General features: G+C 76.2%; 20 protein-coding genes and 1 pseudogene. 14 read left to right on the top strand and 7 right to left on the bottom strand.

The genetic code is table 11. The features are described from left to right. Positions 1 to 584 (top strand): annotated as a pseudogene (locus SK069_RS17910) (hypothetical protein); the annotation flags it as partial. Between the two features lie 112 nt (positions 585 to 696). Here SK069_RS17910 and SK069_RS17915 read toward each other — a convergent pair. Beyond that, positions 697 to 2175 carry a P-loop NTPase family protein gene (locus SK069_RS17915; protein WP_319955628.1) on the bottom strand — a complete coding sequence of 493 codons (1479 nt, stop codon included), beginning with the start codon at positions 2173 to 2175 and terminating at the stop codon, positions 697 to 699. 88 nt (positions 2176 to 2263) lie between these two features. On the opposite strand from SK069_RS17915, the gene SK069_RS17920 reads away from it, so the two are divergent. Beyond that, positions 2264 to 3451 (top strand): glycosyltransferase family 4 protein, encoded by a 1188-nt coding sequence (locus tag SK069_RS17920; protein ID WP_319955629.1) that lies wholly within the window; start codon positions 2264 to 2266, stop codon positions 3449 to 3451. Continuing rightward, positions 3448 to 4353, top strand: a complete 906-nt coding sequence (locus SK069_RS17925) for a glycosyltransferase family 2 protein (protein WP_319955630.1) — start codon at positions 3448 to 3450, stop codon at positions 4351 to 4353. The genes SK069_RS17920 and SK069_RS17925 overlap by 4 nt, the downstream gene beginning before the upstream one ends. Positions 4354 to 4387: 34 nt before the next feature. Here SK069_RS17925 and SK069_RS17930 read toward each other — a convergent pair whose 3' ends face one another. Then, complete coding sequence (locus tag SK069_RS17930; RefSeq protein WP_319955631.1) at positions 4388 to 5500, bottom strand: glycosyltransferase; 1113 nt, start codon at positions 5498 to 5500, stop codon at positions 4388 to 4390. Positions 5501 to 5762: 262 nt separating this feature from the next. Here SK069_RS17930 and SK069_RS17935 point away from each other — a divergent pair, with 262 nt between their 5' ends. Genes SK069_RS17935 through SK069_RS17955 form a run of 5 tightly spaced genes read left to right on the top strand, consistent with a single transcriptional unit; the run spans position 5763 to position 11626 of the window. Further along, positions 5763 to 7322: a hypothetical protein gene (locus SK069_RS17935; RefSeq protein ID WP_319955632.1), complete on the top strand. Its 1560-nt coding sequence runs from the start codon at positions 5763 to 5765 to the stop codon at positions 7320 to 7322. A gap of 3 nt (positions 7323 to 7325) precedes the next feature. Beyond that, entirely contained in the window at positions 7326 to 8756 is a 1431-nt protein-coding gene (locus tag SK069_RS17940) for a hypothetical protein (protein WP_319955633.1), read from the top strand. Beyond that, positions 8753 to 9577, top strand: coding sequence for a class I SAM-dependent methyltransferase (locus SK069_RS17945; protein ID WP_319955634.1), 825 nt, complete (start codon positions 8753 to 8755; stop codon positions 9575 to 9577). Before SK069_RS17940 ends, SK069_RS17945 begins: the two co-directional genes overlap by 4 nt. Positions 9578 to 9590: 13 nt before the next feature. Continuing rightward, positions 9591 to 10742, top strand: coding sequence for a UDP-galactopyranose mutase (locus tag SK069_RS17950; protein ID WP_319955635.1), 1152 nt, complete (start codon positions 9591 to 9593; stop codon positions 10740 to 10742). Continuing rightward, positions 10739 to 11626 carry a class I SAM-dependent methyltransferase gene (locus SK069_RS17955; RefSeq protein ID WP_319955636.1) on the top strand — a complete coding sequence of 296 codons (888 nt, stop codon included), beginning with the start codon at positions 10739 to 10741 and terminating at the stop codon, positions 11624 to 11626. The genes SK069_RS17950 and SK069_RS17955 overlap by 4 nt, the downstream gene beginning before the upstream one ends. Positions 11627 to 11720: 94 nt before the next feature. Here the strand turns inward: SK069_RS17955 and SK069_RS17960 are convergent, their stop codons facing one another. Beyond that, positions 11721 to 12677 carry an LpxL/LpxP family acyltransferase gene (locus tag SK069_RS17960; RefSeq protein ID WP_319955637.1) on the bottom strand — a complete coding sequence of 319 codons (957 nt, stop codon included), beginning with the start codon at positions 12675 to 12677 and terminating at the stop codon, positions 11721 to 11723. Between the two features lie 31 nt (positions 12678 to 12708). On the opposite strand from SK069_RS17960, the gene SK069_RS17965 reads away from it, so the two are divergent. Together SK069_RS17965 and SK069_RS17970 are read left to right on the top strand one after the other, a co-directional pair. Continuing rightward, positions 12709 to 13614: a glycosyltransferase family 2 protein gene (locus SK069_RS17965; RefSeq protein ID WP_319955638.1), complete on the top strand. Its 906-nt coding sequence runs from the start codon at positions 12709 to 12711 to the stop codon at positions 13612 to 13614. Then, the gene (locus SK069_RS17970) at positions 13611 to 14234 is read left to right on the top strand and encodes a hypothetical protein (RefSeq protein ID WP_319955639.1); all 624 of its coding nucleotides are present in this window, start codon (positions 13611 to 13613) and stop codon (positions 14232 to 14234) included. Before SK069_RS17965 ends, SK069_RS17970 begins: the two co-directional genes overlap by 4 nt. A 52-nt stretch (positions 14235 to 14286) precedes the next feature. On the opposite strand, the gene SK069_RS17975 is transcribed toward SK069_RS17970, so the two are convergent. The 3 genes from SK069_RS17975 to SK069_RS17985 are packed head-to-tail and all read right to left on the bottom strand — an operon-like array spanning position 14287 to position 17556. Then, complete coding sequence (locus tag SK069_RS17975) at positions 14287 to 15381, bottom strand: glycosyltransferase (protein ID WP_319955640.1); 1095 nt, start codon at positions 15379 to 15381, stop codon at positions 14287 to 14289. Continuing rightward, positions 15378 to 16637 (bottom strand): glycosyltransferase, encoded by a 1260-nt coding sequence (locus SK069_RS17980; protein ID WP_319955641.1) that lies wholly within the window; start codon positions 16635 to 16637, stop codon positions 15378 to 15380. Before SK069_RS17980 ends, SK069_RS17975 begins: the two co-directional genes overlap by 4 nt. A 37-nt stretch (positions 16638 to 16674) precedes the next feature. Continuing rightward, complete coding sequence (locus SK069_RS17985) at positions 16675 to 17556, bottom strand: beta-1,6-N-acetylglucosaminyltransferase (RefSeq protein WP_319955642.1); 882 nt, start codon at positions 17554 to 17556, stop codon at positions 16675 to 16677. 23 nt (positions 17557 to 17579) lie between these two features. On the opposite strand from SK069_RS17985, the gene SK069_RS17990 reads away from it, so the two are divergent. From SK069_RS17990 to SK069_RS18000, 3 genes are read left to right on the top strand one after another with little or no spacing between them, the layout of a single operon-like run. Beyond that, the gene (locus SK069_RS17990) at positions 17580 to 17834 is read left to right on the top strand and encodes a hypothetical protein (RefSeq protein ID WP_319955643.1); all 255 of its coding nucleotides are present in this window, start codon (positions 17580 to 17582) and stop codon (positions 17832 to 17834) included. Next, the gene (locus SK069_RS17995) at positions 17831 to 18601 is read left to right on the top strand and encodes a hypothetical protein (RefSeq protein WP_319955644.1); all 771 of its coding nucleotides are present in this window, start codon (positions 17831 to 17833) and stop codon (positions 18599 to 18601) included. The genes SK069_RS17990 and SK069_RS17995 overlap by 4 nt, the downstream gene beginning before the upstream one ends. Beyond that, a complete protein-coding gene (locus SK069_RS18000; RefSeq protein ID WP_319955645.1) occupies positions 18598 to 20862 on the top strand; it encodes an oligosaccharide flippase family protein in 2265 nt (754 codons plus the stop codon). Before SK069_RS17995 ends, SK069_RS18000 begins: the two co-directional genes overlap by 4 nt. Positions 20863 to 20908: 46 nt before the next feature. On the opposite strand, the gene SK069_RS18005 is transcribed toward SK069_RS18000, so the two are convergent. Further along, positions 20909 to 21823 (bottom strand): FkbM family methyltransferase, encoded by a 915-nt coding sequence (locus tag SK069_RS18005; protein WP_319955646.1) that lies wholly within the window; start codon positions 21821 to 21823, stop codon positions 20909 to 20911. A 58-nt stretch (positions 21824 to 21881) separates the two neighbouring features. Between SK069_RS18005 and SK069_RS18010 the strand changes: the two genes are divergently transcribed. Then, positions 21882 to 23150, top strand: a complete 1269-nt coding sequence (locus tag SK069_RS18010) for a glycosyltransferase (protein ID WP_319955647.1) — start codon at positions 21882 to 21884, stop codon at positions 23148 to 23150. The last annotated feature ends 34 nt before the right edge of the window (positions 23151 to 23184 follow it).

The raw sequence follows: 23184 nt of genomic DNA on the forward strand, positions 1-23184 counted from the left end.
GCGCGCAGGCCGCCGAGGACGCGCCGACGGTGGCCGACGCCGCGGCGACGCCCGGCGACGCCTCGTCGGCCGTGTCCGGACCCTCGTCCGACGACGCGTCCCTCGGCGACGCCGTGCCGCCGGCGCCCGGCGACGGCTCGACGGCCGCGAGCGACGCCGCCCGGCCGAGCGCCGCGCCCGCCACGACGACCGGCGGGGGCGGTGACCACGCCGACCAGGCGGCCGCGGACCGCGCGACGCGCCCGTCGCCCGCGGCCTCGACCTGGCGTCCGCTCGTCGCGTCCGCCCAGGGACCCGCCACGACATCGGCCTCCGGCGACGTGGTGCCGCCCTCGGACCCGGCGCCCGCGGCGTCCACGGACCCCGCGAGCGGACCCGGCGACGCCCCGGAGGGATCCGAGCGCGCAGCCGAGCCCGTCGGCGACCGGGCCCCCGCGGCCCGCGACGGGGAGGCGCCCGGGAGCGACCGCGGTCCCGCTCCGGGACGCGCGGACGAGGCGCCGGGCGACGCGACCGCGACCGGCGACGACGCCGGTCCGGCGCCCGCCGCGGGCGGCTGGGCGCCCCTGCGCGAGGACCGCTGAGGTCCCGGGTCCGCGCGCCGATCGAGCACCGAGACCCGGGCCGCGCCCACCGACCGCTGAGGGCGCGCGCCGGTCGGCCACCGCGGCCCGGCCGCGCGCGGTCGCGCCCCGGTCAGTCCCCGCGCGGCGCCAGGCCGGCGGGGTCGCTCTCGCTCGTGACCGCGGTGGCCACGACGCCGATGCCCGTGCGCCCGTTGCGCCGCGCGAGGTCGACGGCGGCGTCGAGCGCGGCACCGGACGTCTGGCCCGGGCGGGCGCAGACGAGCACGACGTCGGCCTCGTCGAGCAGGAGCCCGGCGTCGGCCGACGTCAGGAGCGAGGGCGCGTCGGCGATCGCCAGGTCGTAGCCGTCGCGCATGAACGCGAGCATCTCGCGGACGGCGTCCAGCGCGCCGGGCGCGACCTCGGTGGTCGCGGTCCCGGCCACGACGACGACGAGGTCGCCCCCGCGCGCGGTCGCCTCGGCCGCCCGACCGGCGACGTCGTCGACCGCGACGCGCTGGAGGACCTCGGCGGGGGTCGCGTCGCCCGCCAGGTGATCGGCGAGGCCCGGTCGCTCCTGCAGGCCGAGGCGATCGGCTTGGACCGGGCGCCGCACGTCGAACTCCACGAGCACGACGCGCAGGCCCCCGCGGGCGGCGGCGAGCGCGAGCCCGGCGGCGGTCACCGACTTGCCGACCGCCGGCTCGGCGCTCGTCACGAGGACGAGGCCGGGGGTGCCCTCGACGAGGTCGTCGAGGTTCCGGCGCAGGAGGCGGAAGCCGTCGAGGTCGCGGTCGGCGAGCCGCAGCGGCGCCGAGCGCCGGCGACCGAGCTTCGGGAGGAACGGCACGGCGCCCACGAGCGGGGCCGGGAGGCCCTGCAGCTCGGGGACGGCGGTCACGATCCCGGCGTCGCGTCCGCGCCGGCGCCGGCGCGCGGTCAGGGCCACGAGCGTCCCGAGGAGCAGGCCGACGAGCGCGCCCACCGCCCCGCCGACGGCGGCGAACGTGGCGCTCGACGTGCGGTCGACCGTGCGCAGGGTGCCGAGCTCGAGGATCTGGAGCGGGACCGTGAGCCGCGCGGCCGAGCGGAGGGCCGAGATCTGCGCCCGCTGCTCGGGCGACGGGCGTCGCCCGGCCTCGGCGGCGAGGCTCTCGGCGTTGCGGCGCAGGTCGGCGCGGGTGTCGTCGATGACCTGCCGCCGCACCGCGAGCGCGAGCGCCCGCGACCAGGCCGCGGCCTGCGCCCCGCGCTCGGCGCGCGCCACGACCATCAGGACGCCGCGCCCCGCGAGGACGCGGGTGGTCACCGCCCCGTCGGGCACACGGCCGACCTGCGCCTGGACGGCGCTCAGCACCGACGCGCGCCGCGTCACGGCCGCGGCGGCCGTGGCGAGGCCGTCGGGCGTCGTGGCGCCCGTCGAGGCCGCGTCCTCGGTCGCCGCGCTCGATGGACGGGCGAGCAGCTGGGAGGTCGCCTCGTGCTCCTCCGCCCGCGACTCGCCGATGACGAGCCCGGCGGCGGCGCCCACGAGGGCCAGGACGAGGCAGGCCAGGAGCGGCGGGAGCCAGCCCCGTGAACGGGCGCCGGCGGCGGAGGTCTGAGGCATCGCGGCCGCGACGGTACCACGGGCCTCCGGCGACGAAGCACCACGCGATTCACCGTCGCGGGCGAGGACCTGGGCTACCCTCCCGCCCGTGACGAGCACGGCAGCGGCTGCGGGGCAACCACCGACGGGGCACGTGACGTTCGTCGCGTCGCACGTGGCGCCGACGGGTGGCATGGAACGCGCGGTCTACGAGATCGCCGAGCGGATGGCCGGCCGCGGGTGGCACGTGACGGTCATCGCGCGGGCCTGCGCCGTGACCCCGGGGCCGAACGTCGCCTTCCACCGGATCCGCTCCCCCTCGCGGCCCGCGACGCTCGCCCTGCCGCTGAGCTACGTCCTCGGCTCGCGGCTCGTCAAGCGCCACGCGCGGGGCGCGATCCACACCGTGAACCCCGTGATCTGGCAGCGCGCCGAGGTGCACCAGGCCCAGTTCTGCCTCGCCGCCTACCGCGCGAACGTCGGGATCCCCCGCCGGCGACGGTCGTGGATCACCCACCGGATCAACGAGTTCCTCGCCACCCGCTTCGGCCTGGCGGTGGAGCGCCGCGCCCTGCGCAGCTCCGGCGCCCACCTCGTGGCGCCCGCCTCGCGGGGGCTGCAGCGGGAGATCGAGCAGTTCTACCCGCGCCCGAGCGAGACGATGACCGTCGTCACCAACGGGGTCGACCCCGACCGCTTCAGGCCGGACGCCGACGCGCGGGCCCGCAACCGCGCCGCGCTCGGGATCGCCGACGACGCGCCGGTCGCGGTCTTCGTCGGCGGGGACTGGGGACGGAAGAACCTCGCGACGGCGATCGAGGCGGTCGGCGAGGCCCCCGACTGGCACCTGCTCGTCGTCGGCCGCGGCGACCAGCCGAGCTACGAGCGGCTCGCGGGCGAGCACGGGGCCGGCGACCGCGTGCACTTCGTCGGGCACGTCCCGGACCCGGAGGCGTGGCTCGCCGCCGGCGACGCGTTGCTGGCGCCCTCCTCCTACGAGGCGTTCTCCCTGGCGATGCTCGAGGGCGCGTCGGCCGGGCTCGTGCTGCTGACCGCGCCGATCAACGGCGCCGAGGACCTCGTCGAGCCGGACGTCAACGGCTGGCTCCTGCCGATCGAGCCGGCCGCGTTCGGCGCGCGCCTGCGCGAGCTCAGCGGCGACCGCGACCGGCTGCGGGAGATGGGCGCCGCGGCGCGTCGCACCGCCCTGACCTACAGCTGGGACCGGATCGCGGACCAGTTCGAGGCGCTGTACCGCGCCTCGGGGGCCGCCGACCGCGCGGACGCCGGCCGGTGAGCGACGCCGCGCCCGCCGGGCTGTCGGCGACGGTCGTCATCGTCACGAAGGACCGCGTCGACCAGCTCCAGACGGCGGTGGCGAGCGCCGTCGCGCAGCGCGGGCCGGTCGACGTGCTCGTGATCGACGACGGCTCCTCCGACGACACGACGGAGCGCATCCGGGCCCGGTTCCCCGAGGTCGCGGTGCACCGCCGCGACGCCTCCGCGGGCCTCGTGGCCCGCCGCAACGAGGCCGCCGAGCTCGCCACGGGCGACGTCCTCGTGTCGATCGACGACGACGCGCGGTTCTCGACCCCCGACGTCGTCGCCCAGACGCTGCGCGACTTCGCCGACCCGCGCGTGGGCGCCGTGGCGGTCCCCTACGTCGAGGCCGCGCAGGGCCCGGAGGTCCGTCAGCGCGCACCCGAGGACGACGGCGTCTGGACGACCGCCTCGTTCCGCGGCACGGCGTACGCGGTGCGCCGGGAGCTCTTCCTCGCGCTCGGGGCGTTCCGCGCGGAGATCGTGCACCAGGGCGAGGAGCCCGACTTCGCCGTGCGCCTGCTGGACGCCGGCCGCGCCATCCGCCTCGGGCGCGCGGAGCCGATCATCCACGAGGAGTCGCCGAACCGGAACATGTGGCGGATGACCCACTACGGGCGGCGCAACGAGCTGCTGCTCTGCTGGACGCGGTACCCGCGCGGGTGGGCGCTCGTGCACCAGGCGAAGTTCCTCGCCCGCGGCGTGCGGGCGGGGCACCGCGTCGGCGAGTGGCGCGCGACGTTCAGCGGCCTCGCCGCCGGCCTGGCGATCTGCTGGCGCTACCGGCACGAGCGCCGTCCGGTGTCCACGGCGGCCATGTGGCGGCTGCACCGCCTGCGCGGCGGGCGCACCGAGCGGCTGCCGGACCTGCCCGGCTGAGCCGCGCCCCCGGCCGGCGCGGTCCGGCCCGGGCTCAGCGCGGCGCGTCGCCGCCGGCCCGCGCCAGCGCCTCGACCTCCTCGCGCATCCGGCGGCGGAACGCGGTCGCCGAGAAGCGCCGGGCGTGCGCGGCGATCCGCGCGGCGTCGAAGCGGTGCAGGTCGGTCTCGCGCAGCGCCTCGGCGAGCGCGTCGACGTCGTCGGGCGGCACGAGGACGCCGGTCTCGCCGTCGCGCACCGTCTCCCGCGCGCCGCCGGCGTCCGCGGCGACGACCGGTCGGCCGGCGGCCTGCGCCTCGACCGCGGCGATGCCGAACTCCTCGACGTTCGCCATCACGAGCGCGGCGGCGCTCGCGTACTCGCGGGCCAGCTGGGCGTCGTCGACCCGGCCGAGGAAGGTCGCGTGGTCGCCGTGCAGGGCGCGCAGCCGCGGCTCGTCCGCCCCCGTCCCGACCACGCGCACGGGGACCCCGGCCCGACGTGCGGCCTCGAGCGTCACGTCCACGCGCTTGTGGCGCACGAGCTCGCAGACGACGAGCACGTGCCCCTCGGGCGTGCCCGGCGCGAACCGCTCGACCTCGACCGGGGGGTGCACGATCGGCGCCTCGCGCCCGTAGATGCGGGCGATCCGCTCCTGGGTGATCCGGCCGTTGGCGACGTAGCGGTCCACGCGCGCGGCGGCGCGCACGTCCCAGCGACGGACGGCGGCGAGCGTGGCGGCGAGCGCCGGCCGCGCCGGCGCGGGCACGGACGCGAGCGCCCGCTCGCCCTCGAACCACGCGTAGCGGAACGGCGTGTGGCAGTAGCAGAGGGTCGCGGTGCCCGGCGCGGACGGCATCCCGTGGGCGAACGCGCTGCTGCTGATGATCGCGACGTCCGCGTCGGCCGGCAGCGGCATCGCCGAGGCGGCGAGCGGGAACGCCGGGAGCAGCCAGCGGAACCACGACTGCCGCGCCCCCGTCCGGTTCAGCCGGGAGACGACGACCGGGTGCCCGGCCAGCCGGGGCCCGCAGACCGCCGGATCCCACAGCAGGGTGTGGATCGGGGCCTGCGGCCACTCGTCGGCGATCGCCGCGAACGTGCGCTCGGCGCCGCGGAGCACGAGGAGGTAGTCGTGGGCCAGCGCCACGCGGGCGGTCTCGGGCATCGGCGGAAGGGTGACAGAGCCGTCACGCGGCCTCCGACGCGGAGCGCGGACGGCGCGCGAACGCCCGTCGGGACGGGGCTTCGGCGACGTCTCCCGTGCATCGTGCAGCGACCGCCGGATTTTCCTCTACCGTGAGGGACCGTCGCGGAGCCCTCCGCGACCTTCCGATCGAGCCTCTCGCCCGTGCACCAGCCGCTTCGCCCCGACCGCCCGCCGTGTCCATCGAGCGCCCGATCGGCGCTCCACCGGTGGGAGGCCCTCCATGGCGACCGCGCCTGAGCCCCGGCAGGCGGACCTCCGAGCGGTGCTCGGCGTCCTCCGCCGCCGCGCCCTCCTCATCCTCGTCACGACCTCCGTCGTCGTGGCGGCGGCGGTCGGCCTCTCGCTCCTCCAGGAGGAGCGCTACGACAGCACGGTGACGCTCCGCTTCCGGCCCGCCGCGCTCGACGCGCAGCTGTCGGGCCTCATCGTCGACCTGCCCGGCGACGCCGATCGCGACCAGGAGACGAACGTCGGGCTCCTGAACCTGCCGGTCGTGCGGGAGCGCGCCGCGGCCCGCCTCGGGCCGCCGTACACCGCCGACGACCTCGAGTCGCGGGTGAAGATCGGGACCGAGGGCACGTCGAACCTCGCGACGATCACCGGCTCGGCCACGACCGCGCGCGAGGCGACGCGGATCGCGAACACGATGGGCAGCGAGTTCGTCGCCTACCGGCGCGACGCCGTCCGCCAGCAGGTGCGCCGAGCGATCCGCGCGCTCGAGCGACGGATCGAGGCGCTGGAGGAGGACGCGAACTCCGCCGACGAGGAGAACCGCCGCGAGCTGCGCACGCAGCAGCGCAACCTCGACAAGCTGCAGGTCCTCGACACGGTCCGCTCCGGCGACGCCGAGATCGCGCAGCCGGCCGTGGAGCCGGACTCGCCGGCCGCCCCGAAGCCGGTCACCAACGCGATCCTCGGGCTCATCCTCGGCCTCGTGCTCGGCCTCGCGTTCGCGCTGGCGGCCGAGCAGCTGGACCGGCGCTACCGGCGGCCGGAGGACCTCGCCCGCGACCTGGGCCTGCAGCTCCTCGCCACGGTGCCCCAGAGCTCGGTGCTGAAGGCCGACGACGGCTGGCGGCTCGGGCTGGACGGCGCGGAGGCCGAGGCGTTCCGCCGCCTCCGGACGACGCTGCGCCACCAGGGCGGCGGCAGCGTGCACTCCGTCCTCGTGACCTCCGCCTCCCCCACGAGCGGCAAGACGACCGTGTCGCTGCACCTCGCGCTCGCCGCGGCCGGCGTCGGGGACGACGTCCTGCTCGTGGAGACCGACCTGCGTCGCCCGCGCCTGGCGGAGGTCCTCGAGCTGCCCGCCGAGGAGGGCATCAGCACGTGGCTCGGCGCCGACGAGCCCGCGCCGGTGCCGCCCGGGGGGCGCTTCCTCCTGAAGACCGACCGGGCGGACGACCCCGACGGCGAGGACCACCCGCGCCAGCTGGACGGCAGCGTCGAGGTCCTCCTCGGCGGCGCCCCGCCGCCCAACCCGTCCGAGATGCTCGACTCGGCGCCGGTGCGCCGGATGATCGAGGAGTCCCAGGCGCACTACGACTTCGTCGTCCTCGACGCGCCGCCGGCCGGGATCGTCGCCGACCCGATCCCGCTGGCCAAGCAGGTCGACGGCGTGATCATCGTCGCGCGGCTCGGCAAGGAGAGCCGCGACGGGCTCGAGGCGCTGCGCGACGACCTGCAGGATCTCGGGATCCCGATCATCGGGGTCGTCGCGACGTTCGGCCCCCGGGTCGAGAGCTCGTACTACTCGAGCTACACCGCGTCCGCGCGCTGACCGGTGGCGTCGCCCGCGGTCCTCACCTCGCCGGCCCTGCTCACGGGTCGCGACCGCCTGATCAAGGCGGTCGCGATCCTGCTGACCGGCGGGATGTGGGGCGCCGTCATCGCGGGCGATCCGCTCTTCCTGCGGCTCCTCACCGCCGCGACGATCACCTTCGCGCTGTGGGCCTGCATCACGTGGCGGCGCAGCGTCGGCATCTTCGCCTCGCTCGGGGTCCTCATCGTCCTGGCGCTCCTGCGGCGGATCCTCATCCCCTACGCGGGATGGCAGTCCTTCGACCCGCTCGTGCTCGTCGGCCCGGCGGTCGTCTTCCTGCTCGTCGCGCAGCTCTTCGTGCTCGAGCGGCGGCGGCTGGGCGGCGACCGGCTGTCGAACCTCGTGCTGCTGCTCCTCGCGATCGAGCTCGTCCAGAGCGCGAACCCGCGCGGCGGCGGCATCTTCGCCGGCCTCGGGGGCCTCCTCTTCGTCGGCGTGCCCCTCCTCTGGTTCTTCGTCGGTCGCGAGGCGATGACCCGGGACCTCATCCGGCGCCTCACGGCGATGTTCGTGCTCGCCGGCACCGGCGTCGCCCTCTACGGCCTGGCCCAGACGCAGATCGGGTTCCTCTCGTGGGACAGCCAGTGGATCGACGTCGCGGGGTACTCGTCGATCCGGGTCGGCGACTCGATCCGCGCGTTCGGCACGTTCTCCTCGAACGCCGAGTACGCGCTCTTCATCGGCTCGGCGGCGGCGATGTGCGTCGCGCTGACCGTCGAGGGCCGCACGTGGGCGATCGCCTGCCTGCCGGTGCTGCTCGTGGCGCTCTTCTTCTCCTCGATCCGCAGCGCCACGATCACGGCGCTGCTGGCGTGCGTCCTGATCCTCGCGCTCGTGCCCCGGCGCCCGGCCCTCGCCGTCGCCCTCGTGCTCGTCGGGATCGTCGTGGCCTTCGGGGCGGTGCGCGTCGTGAGCTCCGGGCTGCAGACGTCGAGCAACGACCTCGTCTCGCGCCAGGTCGGCGGGCTCTCGGATCCGCTGAACCCCGAGAACTCGACGCTGCTGCTGCACGTCGACCTCGTGATCGAGGGGATGAAGCTCGGCTTCCGCGACCCGATCGGCCTCGGCACGGGGTCCACGAACCAGGCCGGCTCGAAGCTCTCCGGCGGCAAGGGCAAGGGCCTGCCGACCGAGATCGACATCTCGAACGCCTTCGTCGGCCTGGGCCTGCTCGGCGGGCTGACGTACCTCGCCCTCGTCATCTCCATCTTCACGACGACCATCCGGCAGCACTTCGCCGGAAGACCGGACATGCTGCCGGTGGTCGCCGTGCTCGTCGTCGGCCTCGGCCAGTGGCTGACCGGCGGGCACTACGCGTTGTCGCCCATCACCTGGTTGCTGATCGGCTTCGTCGCCGCCGGCAGCGGCCCCCTCCGGAGGTATCCGACATGACCAGTGCCTGGCGCAGCGCCGTGAAGTCCGCGCTGCCGCGACCAGTCCGCGAGGCCGTCGTCCGCCGTCGCGCCGACGCCCGCCGGGCGCGCGAGCACGTCGAGCTCTACGGCGCCAACCGCGACATCGACCTCGAGCCGCTCGCGCTCCTGCGCGACGCGCCGCTCGAGGACCTGCGCGACCCCGAGCGCCTCGCGGAGCTCCTGCCGCGCCTGGGGCTCAACGACGAGGCCGACGAGACGTGGCCCGAGGCGCTGCGCCCGTCGCTCGGTCGCGGGCTGCTGCACTGGCAGTACCCGGTGCAGTTCGCGCCCTACCTCGCCGAGCTCTCGAAGCACGGGATCGGGAACTACCTCGAGATCGGCACGCGTCACGGCGGGACGTTCGCGATCACCGTCGAGTACCTGCGGCGCTTCGGCACGATCGACTGGGCGGTCGGCCTGGACCTCATGCCCGCGCCCGGGCTCGCTCGCTACGCCGCGCAGCATCGCGAGGTCGAGCACGTCACCGCCGACAGCCGCAGCGCGACGTTCCGCAAGATCGTCGAGCAGCGCGCCCCGATCGACCTCGCGCTCATCGACGGCGACCACAGCGAGATCGGCTGCCGCGCGGACTTCGAGCTCCTCGCGCCGCACGCGCGGATCCTCGCCTTCCACGACATCGCCAACGAGATGGTCCCGGGAGTCGGCGCCGTGTGGCGCGAGATCCGGGACGGCATGGCGGACCGCTACACCTGCCTCGAGTTCATCGACCAGTACCCCGACGTCCACGCGCGGACCGGCCAGGGCCTCCTCGGCCTCGGGCTGGCCATCCGCCGCTGAGCAAGGAACGACCGTGACCCGTGCCCTCATCGTCGGCGGCGGCCTGACCGCCGCCACCCTCGCCTGGCGCCTGTCGCAGGACGGCGTCGAGTCCACCGTGCTGGAGCGCGCCGAGCAGACCGGCGGCCTCGTGCGCTCCGACCACATGGGCGGGGTGCTCTACGAGCCGCACGGCTCCCACATCTTCCACACCGAGGACGAGGAGGTGTGGAACCTCGCCAACCAGATGACGCCGTTCCGGGACTACCGGCACCGGGTCGACATCCTCATCGAGGGCAAGATCCTCAACTGGCCGATCCTCCTCTCCGACATCGACGCCCAGAGCCGCAGCGAGGAGATCAAGGCCGAGCTCGAGGCCCGTCGCGACGTCGACGCGGAGGCGCGCGCGCAGGCGGCGAACTTCGAGGAGTGGTGCCTGGAGCTCATGGGCCCCACGCTCTACGACCGCTACATCCGCCCGTACACGGAGAAGCAGTGGGGTCGCCCGGCGCGCACGCTCTCGGCGAGCTGGGCGCCGCGACGGGTCTCGGTCCGCTGGGACAACGACCCCTACCTCTTCCCGGACCCCTACCAGGGCTGGCCGGCGGGCCCCAACGGCTACACCGACCTCCTGGACGGGCTGTTCGGCGCCCCCGGCGTGACCGTGCGCACCGGCGTCGACGTCACGCTCGAGACGCTCGACCGGCACGTGCGCGAGGAGCAGGCCGACCTCGTCGTCCTCACCTGCCCCCTGGACGAGTTCTGCGGGAACGAGCTGGGCGCGCTGGAGTGGCGCGGGATCGACGTGCGATCGGTGCACATCCCCCACATCGAGTACGCGCAGGGCGCGATGGTCGTGAACTACCCGGGCGAGGGCTATCCCTTCATCCGGATCCACGAGACGAAGCACGCGTCGGGGCAGCAGATCGAGGGCACCGTCCTGGGCTTCGAGTTCACCGGGGCGCCCTCGCGGCACTATCCGATCGAGCTGCCGGAGAACCGGGCGCTGAACGACCGCTACCAGGACCACCTGCGCGGCGTCATCGGCGCCGAGCGCGTGCACTTCGCCGGGCGCCTGGCGAACTACGTCTACATCGACATGGACGACTGCATGCGCGAGGCGCTCACGACCGCCGAGCAGCTGCTCGACGGCCTGGCCCGCGACGGGGCTCCGGGGGCGGCATGAGCGATCGCGCCCCCCGGCGCAGCGACCGGCTGCGCGATCTCCTCCCCCACGGCGTCGTGCGGCGCGTCCAGCACCAGCGCGCCGTCGCCGCCAAGGAGGCCGCCGACGCCGCGCGCCAGCAGGCCCGCCTGGAGCGCCTGCGCAAGGCCGAGCAGGCCGCCGCGGCCGGTGATGCCCTGGCGTGGGACTACGAGGCGGCGGTCTCCGTCCTCATCGACCGCGGTCTCGACGAGGACGAGATCCGCGGCGGCTCGATGCCCGAGGCGTCGCTGCAGCGCTGCGACGCCGCGATCCGCGAGCTGCTCGGCGACGGCGGGCCGATCCGCGCCCTCCACGTCGGCAACTTCCTCGGCGTCTCGCTCGCGGCCGTGACCGCGACGGTCCGCGCCGTGGACCCCGGATCGGTCGTCGTGGCCGTCGACCCCGACGTCGCCCACCGCGGCATCGAGCGCCCCGCGGCCCACGCGATGGCGCTGCTGCGCTCGTTCGGGCTCGACGACGCCGTCCTGCCGATCACCGCCTACTCGCTCGGACGCAACCTCGGCAACGACGGGCTCGACGAGCACGACCACGGCGTCTCGCCGTGGCAGGCGATGGAGGAGAGCGCCGCCGCGGCGCAGGCCCTGCCCCGCCTGGCGGACCTCGCCCCCCGCGGCTTCGACCTCGTCCTGCTCGACGGCAACCACGACGCGACGTACCTCTCGGACGAGCTGACGGTCGTCGCCCGCCTGCTGCGGCCGGGCGGCGTCCTCGTGCTCGACGACGTCGACGCCGGCGCCTGGTCGGACATCCAGGCGGTCTTCGACGGCCTCGTCGCCGACGACGACGGCCCGTTCCGCCGCGTGGACGCCGACGGCCGCATCGGCGTCGCCCTGCGCGCCTGATCCCGCCGGCGCGCGGCCGGGAGCGCGCGGCGGGCGGGGCGCCGACGGTCGCGTCCCGCGAGGCCCGGCCCGCCGGCCCGTCCCGGCCGAGGGGTCAGTCCTCGAAGCCGAAGTAGCGGGCCTCCTCGGGATCGGCGGGCTTCCACCGGTCCAGAGGCCACTCGAGCGCCTCGGGCCAGGCGAGGATCGCCGGGGCGTGCGCGTCCGCGATCGCCTGCTGCAGCTGCTCCGGGTCCGGGTGCTCCTCCGGATAGAGGGGCGGGAGGAACTCGATCTTCGCCCGCCCCGGCTTGCCGATGTCGCGCGCGACGACCGGCACGATCGGCGAGCCGTACTTCAGCGAGAGCTTCGCGGCGCCCGAGGCGGCCTTCACGCGCCGGCCGAGGAAGTCCATCTCCAGCGTGCCCGGCGAGTCGGTGTTCAGGCCGACGAACCGGTTGGCCTTCAGCAGCCCGGTGAGCAGCGGGAAGCCACCCGCCGCGCTGAACGTGTGCGCGCCGCGGGCCAGGCACTTGCCGTGCTGGCGGTCGCGGTGGCCGGCGAACCCCGGCGTCGGCTCCTCGAAGTAGAACGGCGCGATCGCCGCGTAGGCGTGCACGCCGACCTTGTCGACCGACACCGTCAGGCCGACGTAGGGCCCGTGGTGCATGAAGTTCAGGATCGCGCCGTTGCCGCGGGCCAGCGCCGCCTGCGGATGCTCCACCCCGGAGACCGGCAGGTTGCCGGTGAGCCACGGTCGCCAGAGCACCTCGCTGCGGTAGGCCGTCTGCACGAGGTAGCGCTGCGCGAGCGCCTCGACCTCGTGCTTGCGCGACGAGCGCCCGACGACGAACTCCATCGACTTCAGGGCGTTGTCGCGCAGGCCCTCGTTGCGGCGCCACAGGTACTCCGCCCGGGCGCGGGCCAGGCCGAAGCCGATCGGCGCGGGCACCACGCGATGTACTCGCTCGTCCGCGTAGAGTCGCGTGCCCAGACCGACCTTCGGCAACGGCGGCAGCTGCTCCGGCGGCTTGAACCGCTCGAGCTGCGCGTCGACCGCCGCATCGTCCACCGCCGTCGGAACCCCACCACCGTCTGAAGCCATGTCCGTCGGGAAGCTAGAGACGCCGGAGCCACCGGTCAACGTCCGGGAACGGGTCTGCGCCGTCGTCGTCACGCGCGACCGACGCGCGCTGCTGCGCACGTGCCTGGAGCGGCTCGCCGCGCAGGAGCGCGCGACCGACGCCGTGCTCGTGATCGACAACCAGAGCAGCGACGGCACCGCCGACATGGTCCGCGAGGAGTTCCCCGACGTCGAGCTCGTCCGGCTCGAGGAGAACGTCGGCGGCGCCGGCGGGTTCGCCGAGGGCGTACGGCGCGCGACGGCGGCCGGGCACGACTGGATCTGGCTCATGGACGACGACACGTTCGTCGCTCCCGGGACGCTCGCGGCCCTGCTGGACGGCGCCGCACGGGCCCCGCGACGGCCCCAGGTCCTCGCCGGGCCCGTCCGGTGGCGCGACGGGCGCCTGCACCCGATGAACGAGCCGTGGTTCGCGTGGCGCCGGCGCCGCGAGGTCGCCGCGGCCGCGGCCGCCGGCCTGCTGCCGCTGCGCCACACGACGTTCGTCTCCGCGCTCGTGCACCGCGACGCCGTCGCCGCGCACGGCCTGCCGCTGGCCCACTACTTCATCTGGACCGACGACTTCGAGTACACCGGGCGGATCCTGCGCGACGGGCACGGCTACCTCGTGCCGGAGGCCGAGGTCGAGCACGCGACCGCCAAGCCGCACAACCCGGTGTCCGCGGCCGGCGACCGGTTCTTCTGGTTCGTGCGCAACTCGCTGCTGCTGCTGCGCGGGAAGGCCCTCACGACCCCCGAGCGCCTGCGCTACGCCCGGATGATGGCCGGGATGGTGCAGGAGTACCTCGGCGCGCGGCCGGAGCCCCAGCGGCTGCGGATCGTCGCGCGGGGCGCGTGGCGCGGGCTTCGGGACCCGGTCCGATGATCGTCGTCCTCGTCGATCCCGCCGTCGCCCCCACCGCCGCGGTCGAGGGCGCCGAGCTGCGCGGCGTGCCGCTCGGCGCCGCGGCGCGCGCCGGGGCCCTCGCCGACGCCGTGCGCGACGGTGCCGAGGCCGTCTGGCTGCTCGGTCCCGGCGTCGTGCCGGGCGCCGCCGCCCTGGCCGCGCTGCGGGCCGTGGGCGGCGTCCTCGCGGCCGGGCCGCTGCTCGACGCCGCGGGCGTGCCGATCGGCGCGGCGCTGCCGGACTGGGCCCGCAGCGGCCCGGACCGCCAGATCGCCGCCGCGGCCGAGCGCCGCCTGCCGATCGCGGCCGCCGGCCCGGACCACCTCCTCGTGCCGGCCTCGACCGTCGCCTCCCACGGCGTGCCGGCCCCGGCCGCGCACGGCGCGCTCGCCGTCCGCGCCTGGACGGCGCGGGTGCTGCGCGACGCGGACGAGTCGGGCTGGTTCGCGGCCGGCGCCGCGCTGCCGGCCCCCTCGGCGCTCGAGCCGCCGCCCGCCGGCGACGTGCGCCGCGCCGCGCCGGCGCTGCGGGCGGCCGGCGCCTGGGGGCGCCTCGACGTCCTCGAGCAGCTCGCTCGCCCCGCGGCCCGCCGCCGCTGAGCGACGCCGCCGCGGCGCCGACGAACGACCCCGAGGGCGTCCGCCCGCGCGCTCAGCGCGGGGCGGTCTCGTCGAGCAACGCCGCGAACGCCGCGACCATCGCGTCGACGCTGCACGTCCGGGCCCAGGCGAGCGCCGCCTCGCGCGGCTGGGGCCGCTGGAGGAACGGCCGGACGGCCGCGGCGATCGCCGCGGGCTCCGGAGCGCACAGCACGCCGCCTGCGTCGCGGACGAGCTCGTCGTAGCCGCCGTCGTCCATCCCGACGATCGGCAGCCCGGTGGCCGCAGCCTCGATGAGGACGGTCGGCAGGCCCTCGCCGCGGCCGTCGGAGGTGAAGAGGAACGCGTCGGCGGCGCGGTACACCGGGCTCGGGTCGCTCAGGGCGCCGAGCACGTGGACGCGTCCGGGGAGGCGCGACGCGGCCTCCCGGACGGCGGCGAGCTCGGTCCCGTCGCCGGCGACGAGGAGCGTCGCGTCCGGCAGCTGCTCGGCGACCCGCACCGCGAGCGCGGCGCGCTTGCTCGCGTCGACCCGGCCGGTCCAGGCCAGCACCGGGCCCTCGCCCGTGACGCCCAGCGCAGCCCGTGCCTCGCGGCGGCTCTCCGCGTCCGCCGGGCGGTAGCGGGAGAGGTCGATGCCGTTGTGGACGACGCGGGCGCGCGAGCGCGCCGGCTCCGGCAGGCTGCGCACGACGAGCGAGGACACGGCGGCGATCCCGGCGACGTGCCGGGACGCCAGCGCATACGCCCGCGCCTGGGCGAGGCCGAGGACGCCGGTGCTCGGCAGCTGGCCCTGCTCGGACCAGACGACCGGCGCTCGGCGGGCCAGGGCGCGGGTGAGCAGGACCTGCTCGCGCTTGAAGACGGTGTGGTACGCGCGGACGGGCTCCCCGGCCACGGCGTCGAGGAACGCGCGCCGGTCCGCCCGCGCCCCGCGCAGCGAGGTCCCGAGCGTCGAGCGGCTCCACTTCGGGCCGATCTCGACGGGGTGGATCGGCAGCCCCGCCTCCGCCCAGCGCGGCATGCGCCCGACGAGCAGCACGTCCTCCCCGCGGTCCGCGAGGCCGCGGTAGAGCCGCACGAGCGACTGCTCGGCGCCTCCGTCGCGGTCCGTGCTGGCCAGGAGGATCACGCGGCCGGCGCTCATGCCCGGGCCTCCGTTCGGGTCGGTGCGTCGGCGAGGCCCGCGAGCATCCGCTCGAGGTTCGCCTCCCAGCTGTGGCCGGCGGCCGCGGCGCTGCGCCGGCGGTCCTCCACCGGATCGCGGTGCGCCTGCCGCAGCGCGGCGACGAACGCCGTCGGGTCGTCGGCGAAGCGGACCGGCGGCTGCAGGTCGACCATCGCCGGCAGCGACGTGCTGACCACCGGCACGCCGGTGGCGAGGTACTCCCAGACCTTCATCGGGAAGACGCTCGCGGTGTGCTCGTTCACGGCGTACGGGACGATCGCCGCGGTCGCGGCGCGCAGGTAGTCCGGCAGCGCGGCGTGCGGCCGCGGCCCGAGCAGGTGGCAGTTCGGCAGGTCCGCCAGGCGCCGGTGGCCGTCCATCGCCTGCTCGGCGCCGACGGGGCCGATGAGCACGAGCTGCAGGTCCGGCGCCGCCCGGGCGACCGCCTCCAGCAGCGCCCAGTCGATCTTGTGGTCGCTCAGGGCGCCGGCGAAGACGATCCGCGGCTGCGGGATCGCGGCGAGGTCCTCGGGCGGCTCCCCCGGCTCGAGCGCGCGGGCGAAGAGCCCGGTGTCCGCGACGTTCGGCAGCAGCGCGACGCGGTCCCCGGCGACGGGACGCAGGCGGTCGGCGCTCGCCGGGGCCGACGCGAAGGTCGCGTCCGCGCGGTCGGCGAGGCGCGCCTCCATGTCGCGGGTGGCCGCGAACGGCACGCCGGGCACGGTCGCCAGGTCGTCGACGCAGTGGAAGAGGACCTGGTCGTAGTCGTCGACGTCGACCTCGTCGATCGCCAGCGGGCTGTAGGCCCACAGGACGCGCGGACGCGGCAGCGCCGCCACCGGCGCGGCGAGCGCGCGGCGCACGAGCCGGCGGTTCAGGCGCCGGACCCAGCGCCAGCGGTGCAGGGGCACGACGAGCGGGGCGACCACCGTCGGCCGAGCGCCCGCCGGCGCGCCGGCGGCGTGGTCCGGCGGGACGTCGGCCGCGGGGCGCCGGCCCGGGCGCAGGCGGGCGAGGATCCGCCGCAGGTCCCGCAGCGAGAGCCGCGGCTCGCGCAGGCCGAGCGACTCGACGTAGACCACCGGCACCGCGGTGCTCAGCCGGCTCATGAGGTGCTGCTTGTTCGTCCACAGCTCGGCGTCCCAGTCGGCCGTGGAGAGGCAGACGACCCCGCCGATGCGCTCGGCCGCGCGGTGCCAGCCGGCCGCGTGCGGCTCCTCGTCGGGGCGGGACATCGGCCGGGAGCATACGGGCCGCCCCGCCCGCCGCCGCTCAGACGTCGAGCAGCTCGCGCTCGACCGCGTCCAGCGCGCCCGGGTGGACGGCCTCGTCGAACTTCCGCGCCAGGAACGCCCCGGACGCGCGCAGCTCGGCGACGTCCTCGGCGCGCAGCAGGTCGGGATGCGACTGGCCGTGCGGGTGGCGCATGTGGTGCAGGTGGCGCCCCGCGACGCGGTCGCGCAGCGGCCCGCTCATGAGCAGCGACGGGATCGCGTGCTCGTCGGCGACGAACGACCCCGCCCAGAACCGCTCGAGCTCCGGCCGGCGGTCGAGCTCGTCCCGGATCCACTCCGCCGCGTCGCGGGGCATGCACCAGAACTGGGAGCCGTGGTGGGGCTCCAGGCCGGCGGGCAGGCGCCGCTCGGGCCACCAGGGGATCCGGCGGTTGGGCAGCGACCAGGCGCGCGCGGGGCGCAGGTACCGGCGCGTCAGCCGGTCCAGCCCGCCCCCGTCGGGCAGGTCCGCGACCGGCATCGGCTCCGCCTCGGTGAAGATCGCGCCGCCGCTGGCCGCCAGGTGCTCGGCGAGCCGGTCGCGCGGCGCGATCGGGTAGTCCAGGCCGCTGAGCAGGAGCAGGTGGTCGGGGCGATCGCTGCCCCGGGTCGCCGCGCGCAGCCCGGCGAGCGTCGCGGCGACGATCCCCCACCCGCCCCAGCGGCAGCGGACGCGCGGCAGCAGCTCGACCGATGAGCGCTCGGCGGCCGGTCCGAGTGCGCGGAGGAACGGGGCGATCTCGACGCGGCGATCGACGTGCAGGTAGACCCGATCGCCGCCGCGGCTGAGCCGCTCCACGAGCCGTCCGACCTGCCCCGGACGCGTGTGGGCCACGACGACGTACCCGAGGCGCAACGCGTCCTTCTCGTGATCGACCATCGGGCGCTCTACGATACGCCGCCGTGAGCGACGAGTCCTTCAAGGGCCGCCTGACCCGCCGGCTCGTGCGCGTCGCGCCCTGGCAGCGGTGCGAGGAGTGCGGCGGCCGGCTGTTCCGCGCGTGGATCTACCCCTCGCGCGGGCAGATCAAGGTGCTGGGCGCCGACGGGGATCTCGTCCCCGTCGTGCGGGCCGACTTCGAGTCGCGCACCCGGATCGGCTTCCGCCACGTCGACGCGTCGGTCTGTCGCCGCATACGGGAAGGCGGCCGCCCGTGAGCGACCGGCTGCTGAAGGTCGTCGTCAGCCACCTCGAGGCCGACGCCGTCGACGAGCACCTCGCGTACCTCGCGACGCTCTGCCCCGGCCCGATCCTCCTCTGCCACGGCGGCACCCCCGAGCGGTTCGCGGCGGTCCGCTGGCCCCGCAAGCGGTTCCTCGCCCACCCCGGGCTGCGCTCGCCGGCCGCGACCTTCCAGACCTACGACGAGGCCCTGGAGGCCGCGCACGAGGTCCTCGAGGCCGATCGGCGGATCGACGCGATCGTCGTCCTGGAGTACGACCAGGTGCCGCTGGCCCCCGGCCTCGACGAGGCCGTGCTGGCGCTGCTGGAGCAGACCGGCGCCGGGCTCGTCGGCAAGACCGCGGTCGATCGCACGGCGACGAACTGGTGGCACCGCGTCCGCTACCGCGACGATCCGGCGCTCCTCGAGCACCTGCGGCGGGTGTCGGTCCGCGAGGATCCCACGCGGATCTACGGCTGCCTCGGCACCGGCTTCGCGATGACGCGCGAGGCCCTGGCCGCGTACGTCGCCGTCGAGCACCCGGACGGGATCTACAACGAGCTCTACGTGCCGACGCTCGTGCACCACCTCGGCTTCCGCGTCGAGGACGTCGACGCGCACGGCGACCTCTACGCGCACGTCCGGTTCGAGCCGAGCTACACCCCCGCCGAGGCGCGCGCGCTGCGCGACGCCGGCGTGCTCGTCGTGCACCCCTACAAGGAGCCGCTCGCGCAGCTGGGCGACCCGGCGGCGGCGGGATGAGCCGCGCCCGCCCCGGCGGCCGCCTGCGCCGGCTCGCCGGCCACCGGATCGCCCAGAACGCCCTGGCGCTCTACGGCGTCCAGGTCGCGACGTTCCTCGTCCCGCTCCTGTCGCTGCCCTACCTCTCGCGGGTCCTCGGCGACGAGGGCTTCGGCCTCGTCGCGCTGGGACAGTCGACGGCGATCGTCCTCGGGCTCGTCGTGAGCTACGGCTTCGAGTTCACCGCGGGGCGCGACGCGTCCGTCGCCCGGCACTCGCCGCACCGGCTCGCCGAGATCGCGGCGCGGGTCCTCGGCGCGCGCCTGCTGCTGGCGGTCCTCGTCCTCGCCGCCGCGGCGGCGACCCTGCCCCTCGTCGAGAGCTTCCGCGAGCACCCGGAGGTCCTCGCGATCGCATGGGTCACCGGCGTGGTGCAGGGCATCAACCCCGGCTGGTTCTTCGTCGGGACGGAGCGCCTGCGGCTCGTGTCGTTCGTGCAGCTCGGGCTCCGCTTCGCCGGGCTCGGCGCGATCTTCGTCCTCGTCCGCGACGCCGACGACGCGACGCTCGTGCTCGTCATCAACCTCGCGACGACGATCGTCGTGGCGGGCGTCGCGATGGTGCTCATGCTGCGACGGATCCCGTGGCGCGCCCCGCGCCTGGCCACGGCGCCGAGCGAGCTGCGCGCCGCGTGGGCGGTCTTCGTCGGCACCGGGGCGATCGCCCTCTACTCCAGCGGGAACGTCGTGCTGCTGGGCTTCTTCGGCACGACCGACGAGGTCGCGCACTTCGCCGCGGCGGAGCGGATCGTCCGCGCGGTCGTCCAGCTCATGAGCCCCGTGGCGGTCGCCGTCTTCCCCCGGCTCGTCTACCTCCACGCGCAGCGCGAGCGCGAGCGCGAGCGGGCCAAGCGGCTGGCGACGATCTCGATCGGCGCGATGTCGGCGATCGGGATCTCGGCGGTCTTCGTGCTCGGCGGCGCGGCCGGCTTCCTCATCCCGCTGATCTACGGCGACGCCTTCGACGAGGCGATCGACCTGCTGCGGATCCTCGTGCTGATCCTGCCGCTGATCGGCATCACGAGCACGCTCGCCGGTGGCTGGATGATGGCCCTGCGGATGGACCGCGCGATCGTCGCCTCGGCGATCCGCGCCGGCGTCACGAACATCGTGCTGGCCTGCGTCCTCGTGCCGCGCATGGGGCCCGAGGGACTCGCCCTCTCCGTCGTGGCCGCCGAGCTCGTGGCGCTCGTGAGCTGCGTCTGGGAGATCCGCCGCGCCTCGCGCGCGCGAGCGCGGCGCCGACCGTCTGATAGGAACCGCCGGATGCGCCGCACCGCCTTGGCCCTCAGCGCGATCGCGATCGCGGCGCTGGCCGCCCTCTACGTCGTCCTCTCCCGCGACGACGAGCCGCCCGCCGACCCGACGCGGATCTTCGCCTACGACCGCGATCGCCCCCTCGACGTCACGACCGGCGCCGAGACCGACCAGGGCGGCATGCGCGTCCGGCAGCTCGCCTACGACGGCGCCGACGGGACGCGCGTCCAGGCGCTGCTCGCGGTGCCCGCCGACAGCGGCGGCTCCTACCCCTGCCTGCTCTACCAGGGCGGTCTCTCGACGAAGAAGGAGCAGGTCGACTTCCTCTACCCCGCCGCCGAGGCGCTGGGGATCGGCCTCTTCACGATCGACGTGCGCGCGGGCGGCAACGACGTCACCGACGATGAGGACACGATCGAGCGGACGCTCCGCGACCCGCGGGCGATCGCGGCGGCGCTGCGCAACACGACGATCGACCTGCGCCGGGGGCTCGACGTCCTCGCGCAGCGCGAGGAGTGCGACCCGAACCGCACGGGCTACCTCGGCGTCAGCGAGGGCGGCCTGATCGGATCGCTCCTGGCGGGCACCGACGAGCGCATCCGCGCCACGGTCCTCATGGTCACCGGCGGCGACTGGCGGACGATCCTCGGCAAGCAGTCGATCATCCTGCCCGGCATCGAGCGCGACCCGGCGGCGCTGCAGCGCGCGCTGCGGATCCTCGCCCCGTACGACCCGGCCCGCTGGGTCGGGCGGATCTCGCCGCGGCCGATCCTCCTCATGAACGGCGACCGCGACCCGTTCACCTCCGACGCGTCGGCGGAGGCGCTGCGCCGGGCGGCGCGCCAGCCGAAGCGCGAGGTCACCTACCGCGGCGGGCACGACCCGTTCGACGCCCCCGGCCGCGACCTCGTGCTGTCGCGCCTGCAGCGGTTCCTCAACGCGAACCTCGTCGCGCCGGGCACCTGAGCCCGGCGCGCGGGCGCCCGGCGGCGCCCGCCCCGCCTGCGGCGCCTCAGGCAGCCGGGCGCCAGGCCCAGAGCATCCCGACGCCGTCGTGCTCGTCGAACGGCGGGCCGGTCTCGAACCCCGCCTCGCGCAGCAGGCGCGCCGCCTCCGTGGCGGCATCGTCGCCGGGGCAGGACTGCCAGTGGAACTCGAGGACGATCGCGCGCGGGGCGGCGTCGCGCAGCCGCGGGTCCGCGAGGATCTCCCACTCCGCGCCCTCGATGTCGAGCTTCACCACGTCGGCGTCGGCGAGCACGTCGAACGCGTCGATCCTCGGGACGTCCGCGGCTTGCGGCTCGCCGTGGATCCGGCGCAGGAACGGCCAGAGGTCGGTCGTCTCGAACTCGTCGCGCTCGACGTGCGAGAGGATCGAGAAGCCGGCGATCCGGACCTCCCCGGGCGCCACGCCGACCGCGACCTCGCGCAGGTCGACCCGGTCGCCGAGGTCGTTGAGCTCGATCATGCGGCGCAGCAGCCGCGCGTTGTGGGGGTTCGGCTCGACGGCCGTGATCGACGCGTCGGGCCAGGTCTCCAGCAGCAGGAGCGTCGTGGTGCCGACGTGCGCCCCGAGGTCGAGGACGCGCGGGGGGCGCCCGAGCCCGCGCACGGCGGCGGCGACCTCCGGCGGCGGCGCGTAGGCCCCCCGCTCGAGCACCTCGTGGACGACCCAGGCGTCGGACATCGGGTGCCGCAGGACGATCCGGCGGCCGGTCCGCTTCGCGACGTAGGACCGCACGCCGTGGCGCAGCAGGAGCTCGTTGAGCGCGAAGCGCCACGGATGCGTGGTCTGGCGTCCTGCGAGGGCCATCGCCGCGCGGAGGCGCAGCTCGACCTCGCCGCCCTCGAGGGGCGCGGAGAGCGCCCGGACGGCGCCCCGGCGCAGGAGCGAGGAGGCGCGGCGTGCGAGTGGTGGGCGCGGCATCTGCGGCACGCTACCGGTGCGCCGCATCGGCGACGTCGACCGGCAGTAGAGTTGCCGCGTGCGCCTGACGCTCGCCGCCGCGGGGACCGAGGGTGACGTGCTCCCGTTCCTCGCCCTCGCGCACGCGCTGCAGGGCGCCGGGCACGCGGTCCGCGTCGCCACCCACCCCGCCTTCCAGGACGCCGTGACGTCCCGCGGGCTCGGGTTCGCGCCGCTGCCCGGCGATCCCCGGGGCGCGCTCGCGAGCCGGGCGTCCGAGATCGCCGCCGTCCGCCCGTGGAAGCCGGTCGCCCACGCCACGACGATCCGCGTCGGGATGGCCGAGCTGCTCGGCGCCGCGACCCCCGACGACCACCGCGCCGCGTGCGCGGACGCCGAGGCGGTGCTCTTCACCCTCCCCACGGCCTACGCCGGCACCGTCGCCCACGAGCTGGGCCTGCCCGCGATCGGCCTCTCGGCGACGCCGTTCCACCGCACCCGCGCCTTCGCGCACCCGGTCCTCGCGGGCGGTGCGCGGCTCGGACCGCTGCTGGCGCCCCTGACGTACCCGCCGAGCCAGAAGCTCCTCGGCGAGCCGCTCGCCGAGCCGCTGCGCCGACGCGCGCGCCGGGCGGCCGGCCTGCCCGTGGCGGCCTGGCCGTGGCGCGCCGCGCCGGCCTGGCCCCCCGTGCCGGTCCTGCACACCTACAGCCCGGCGCTGGCGCCGCGACCCGCCGACTGGCCCGCCCAGCTGCGCGTCACCGGCCACCTCCCGTCGCCGGCGGCGGAAGGCGGCCTGGCGGCGGAGGTCGAGGCCTTCCTCGACGCCGGCCCTCCCCCGGTCTACGTCGGCTTCGGCAGCATGCCGGACCCCGATCCGGCGGCGACGGCCGAGCTCGTCGTCGCCGCGGCCCGGGCCGCGGGGCGCCGCGTGATCCTCGGCTCCGGGTGGAGCGGGATCGGTGCCGGGACGGGCGCCGCCGACGACGTCCTCGTCGTGGACCACGTCCCGCACGACCTGCTCTTCCCCCGCACCGCGGGCGTCGTGCACCACGGCGGGTCGGGGACGACGGTCGCCGGCCTGCGCGCCGGCCGGCCGACGGCCGTCGCGCCGTTCGTCTTCGACCAGGCGTTCTGGGGTCGGTGCGTGCACCGCGCGGGCGCCGGCCCCGCGCCGCTGCCGCGTCGGCGCCTCACCGCGATCCGGCTGGCCCGCGTGCTGCGGCAGCTCGGCGAGGATCGCGTGCGCGCCGCCGCGGACGCGCTCGGCGCGCGGATGCGCCAGGAGGCGGGCCCGGCGACCGCGACCGCGGCGGTCGACGAGCTGCTCGCGGCCGGCGGGCGCTGAGCGACTCCGGCGCCGCCCGGCGGTGCGGCCCGCC

The sequence above is a fragment of the Patulibacter brassicae genome (assembly GCF_033949425.1).
Lineage (GTDB): Bacteria > Actinomycetota > Thermoleophilia > Solirubrobacterales > Solirubrobacteraceae > Patulibacter > Patulibacter brassicae.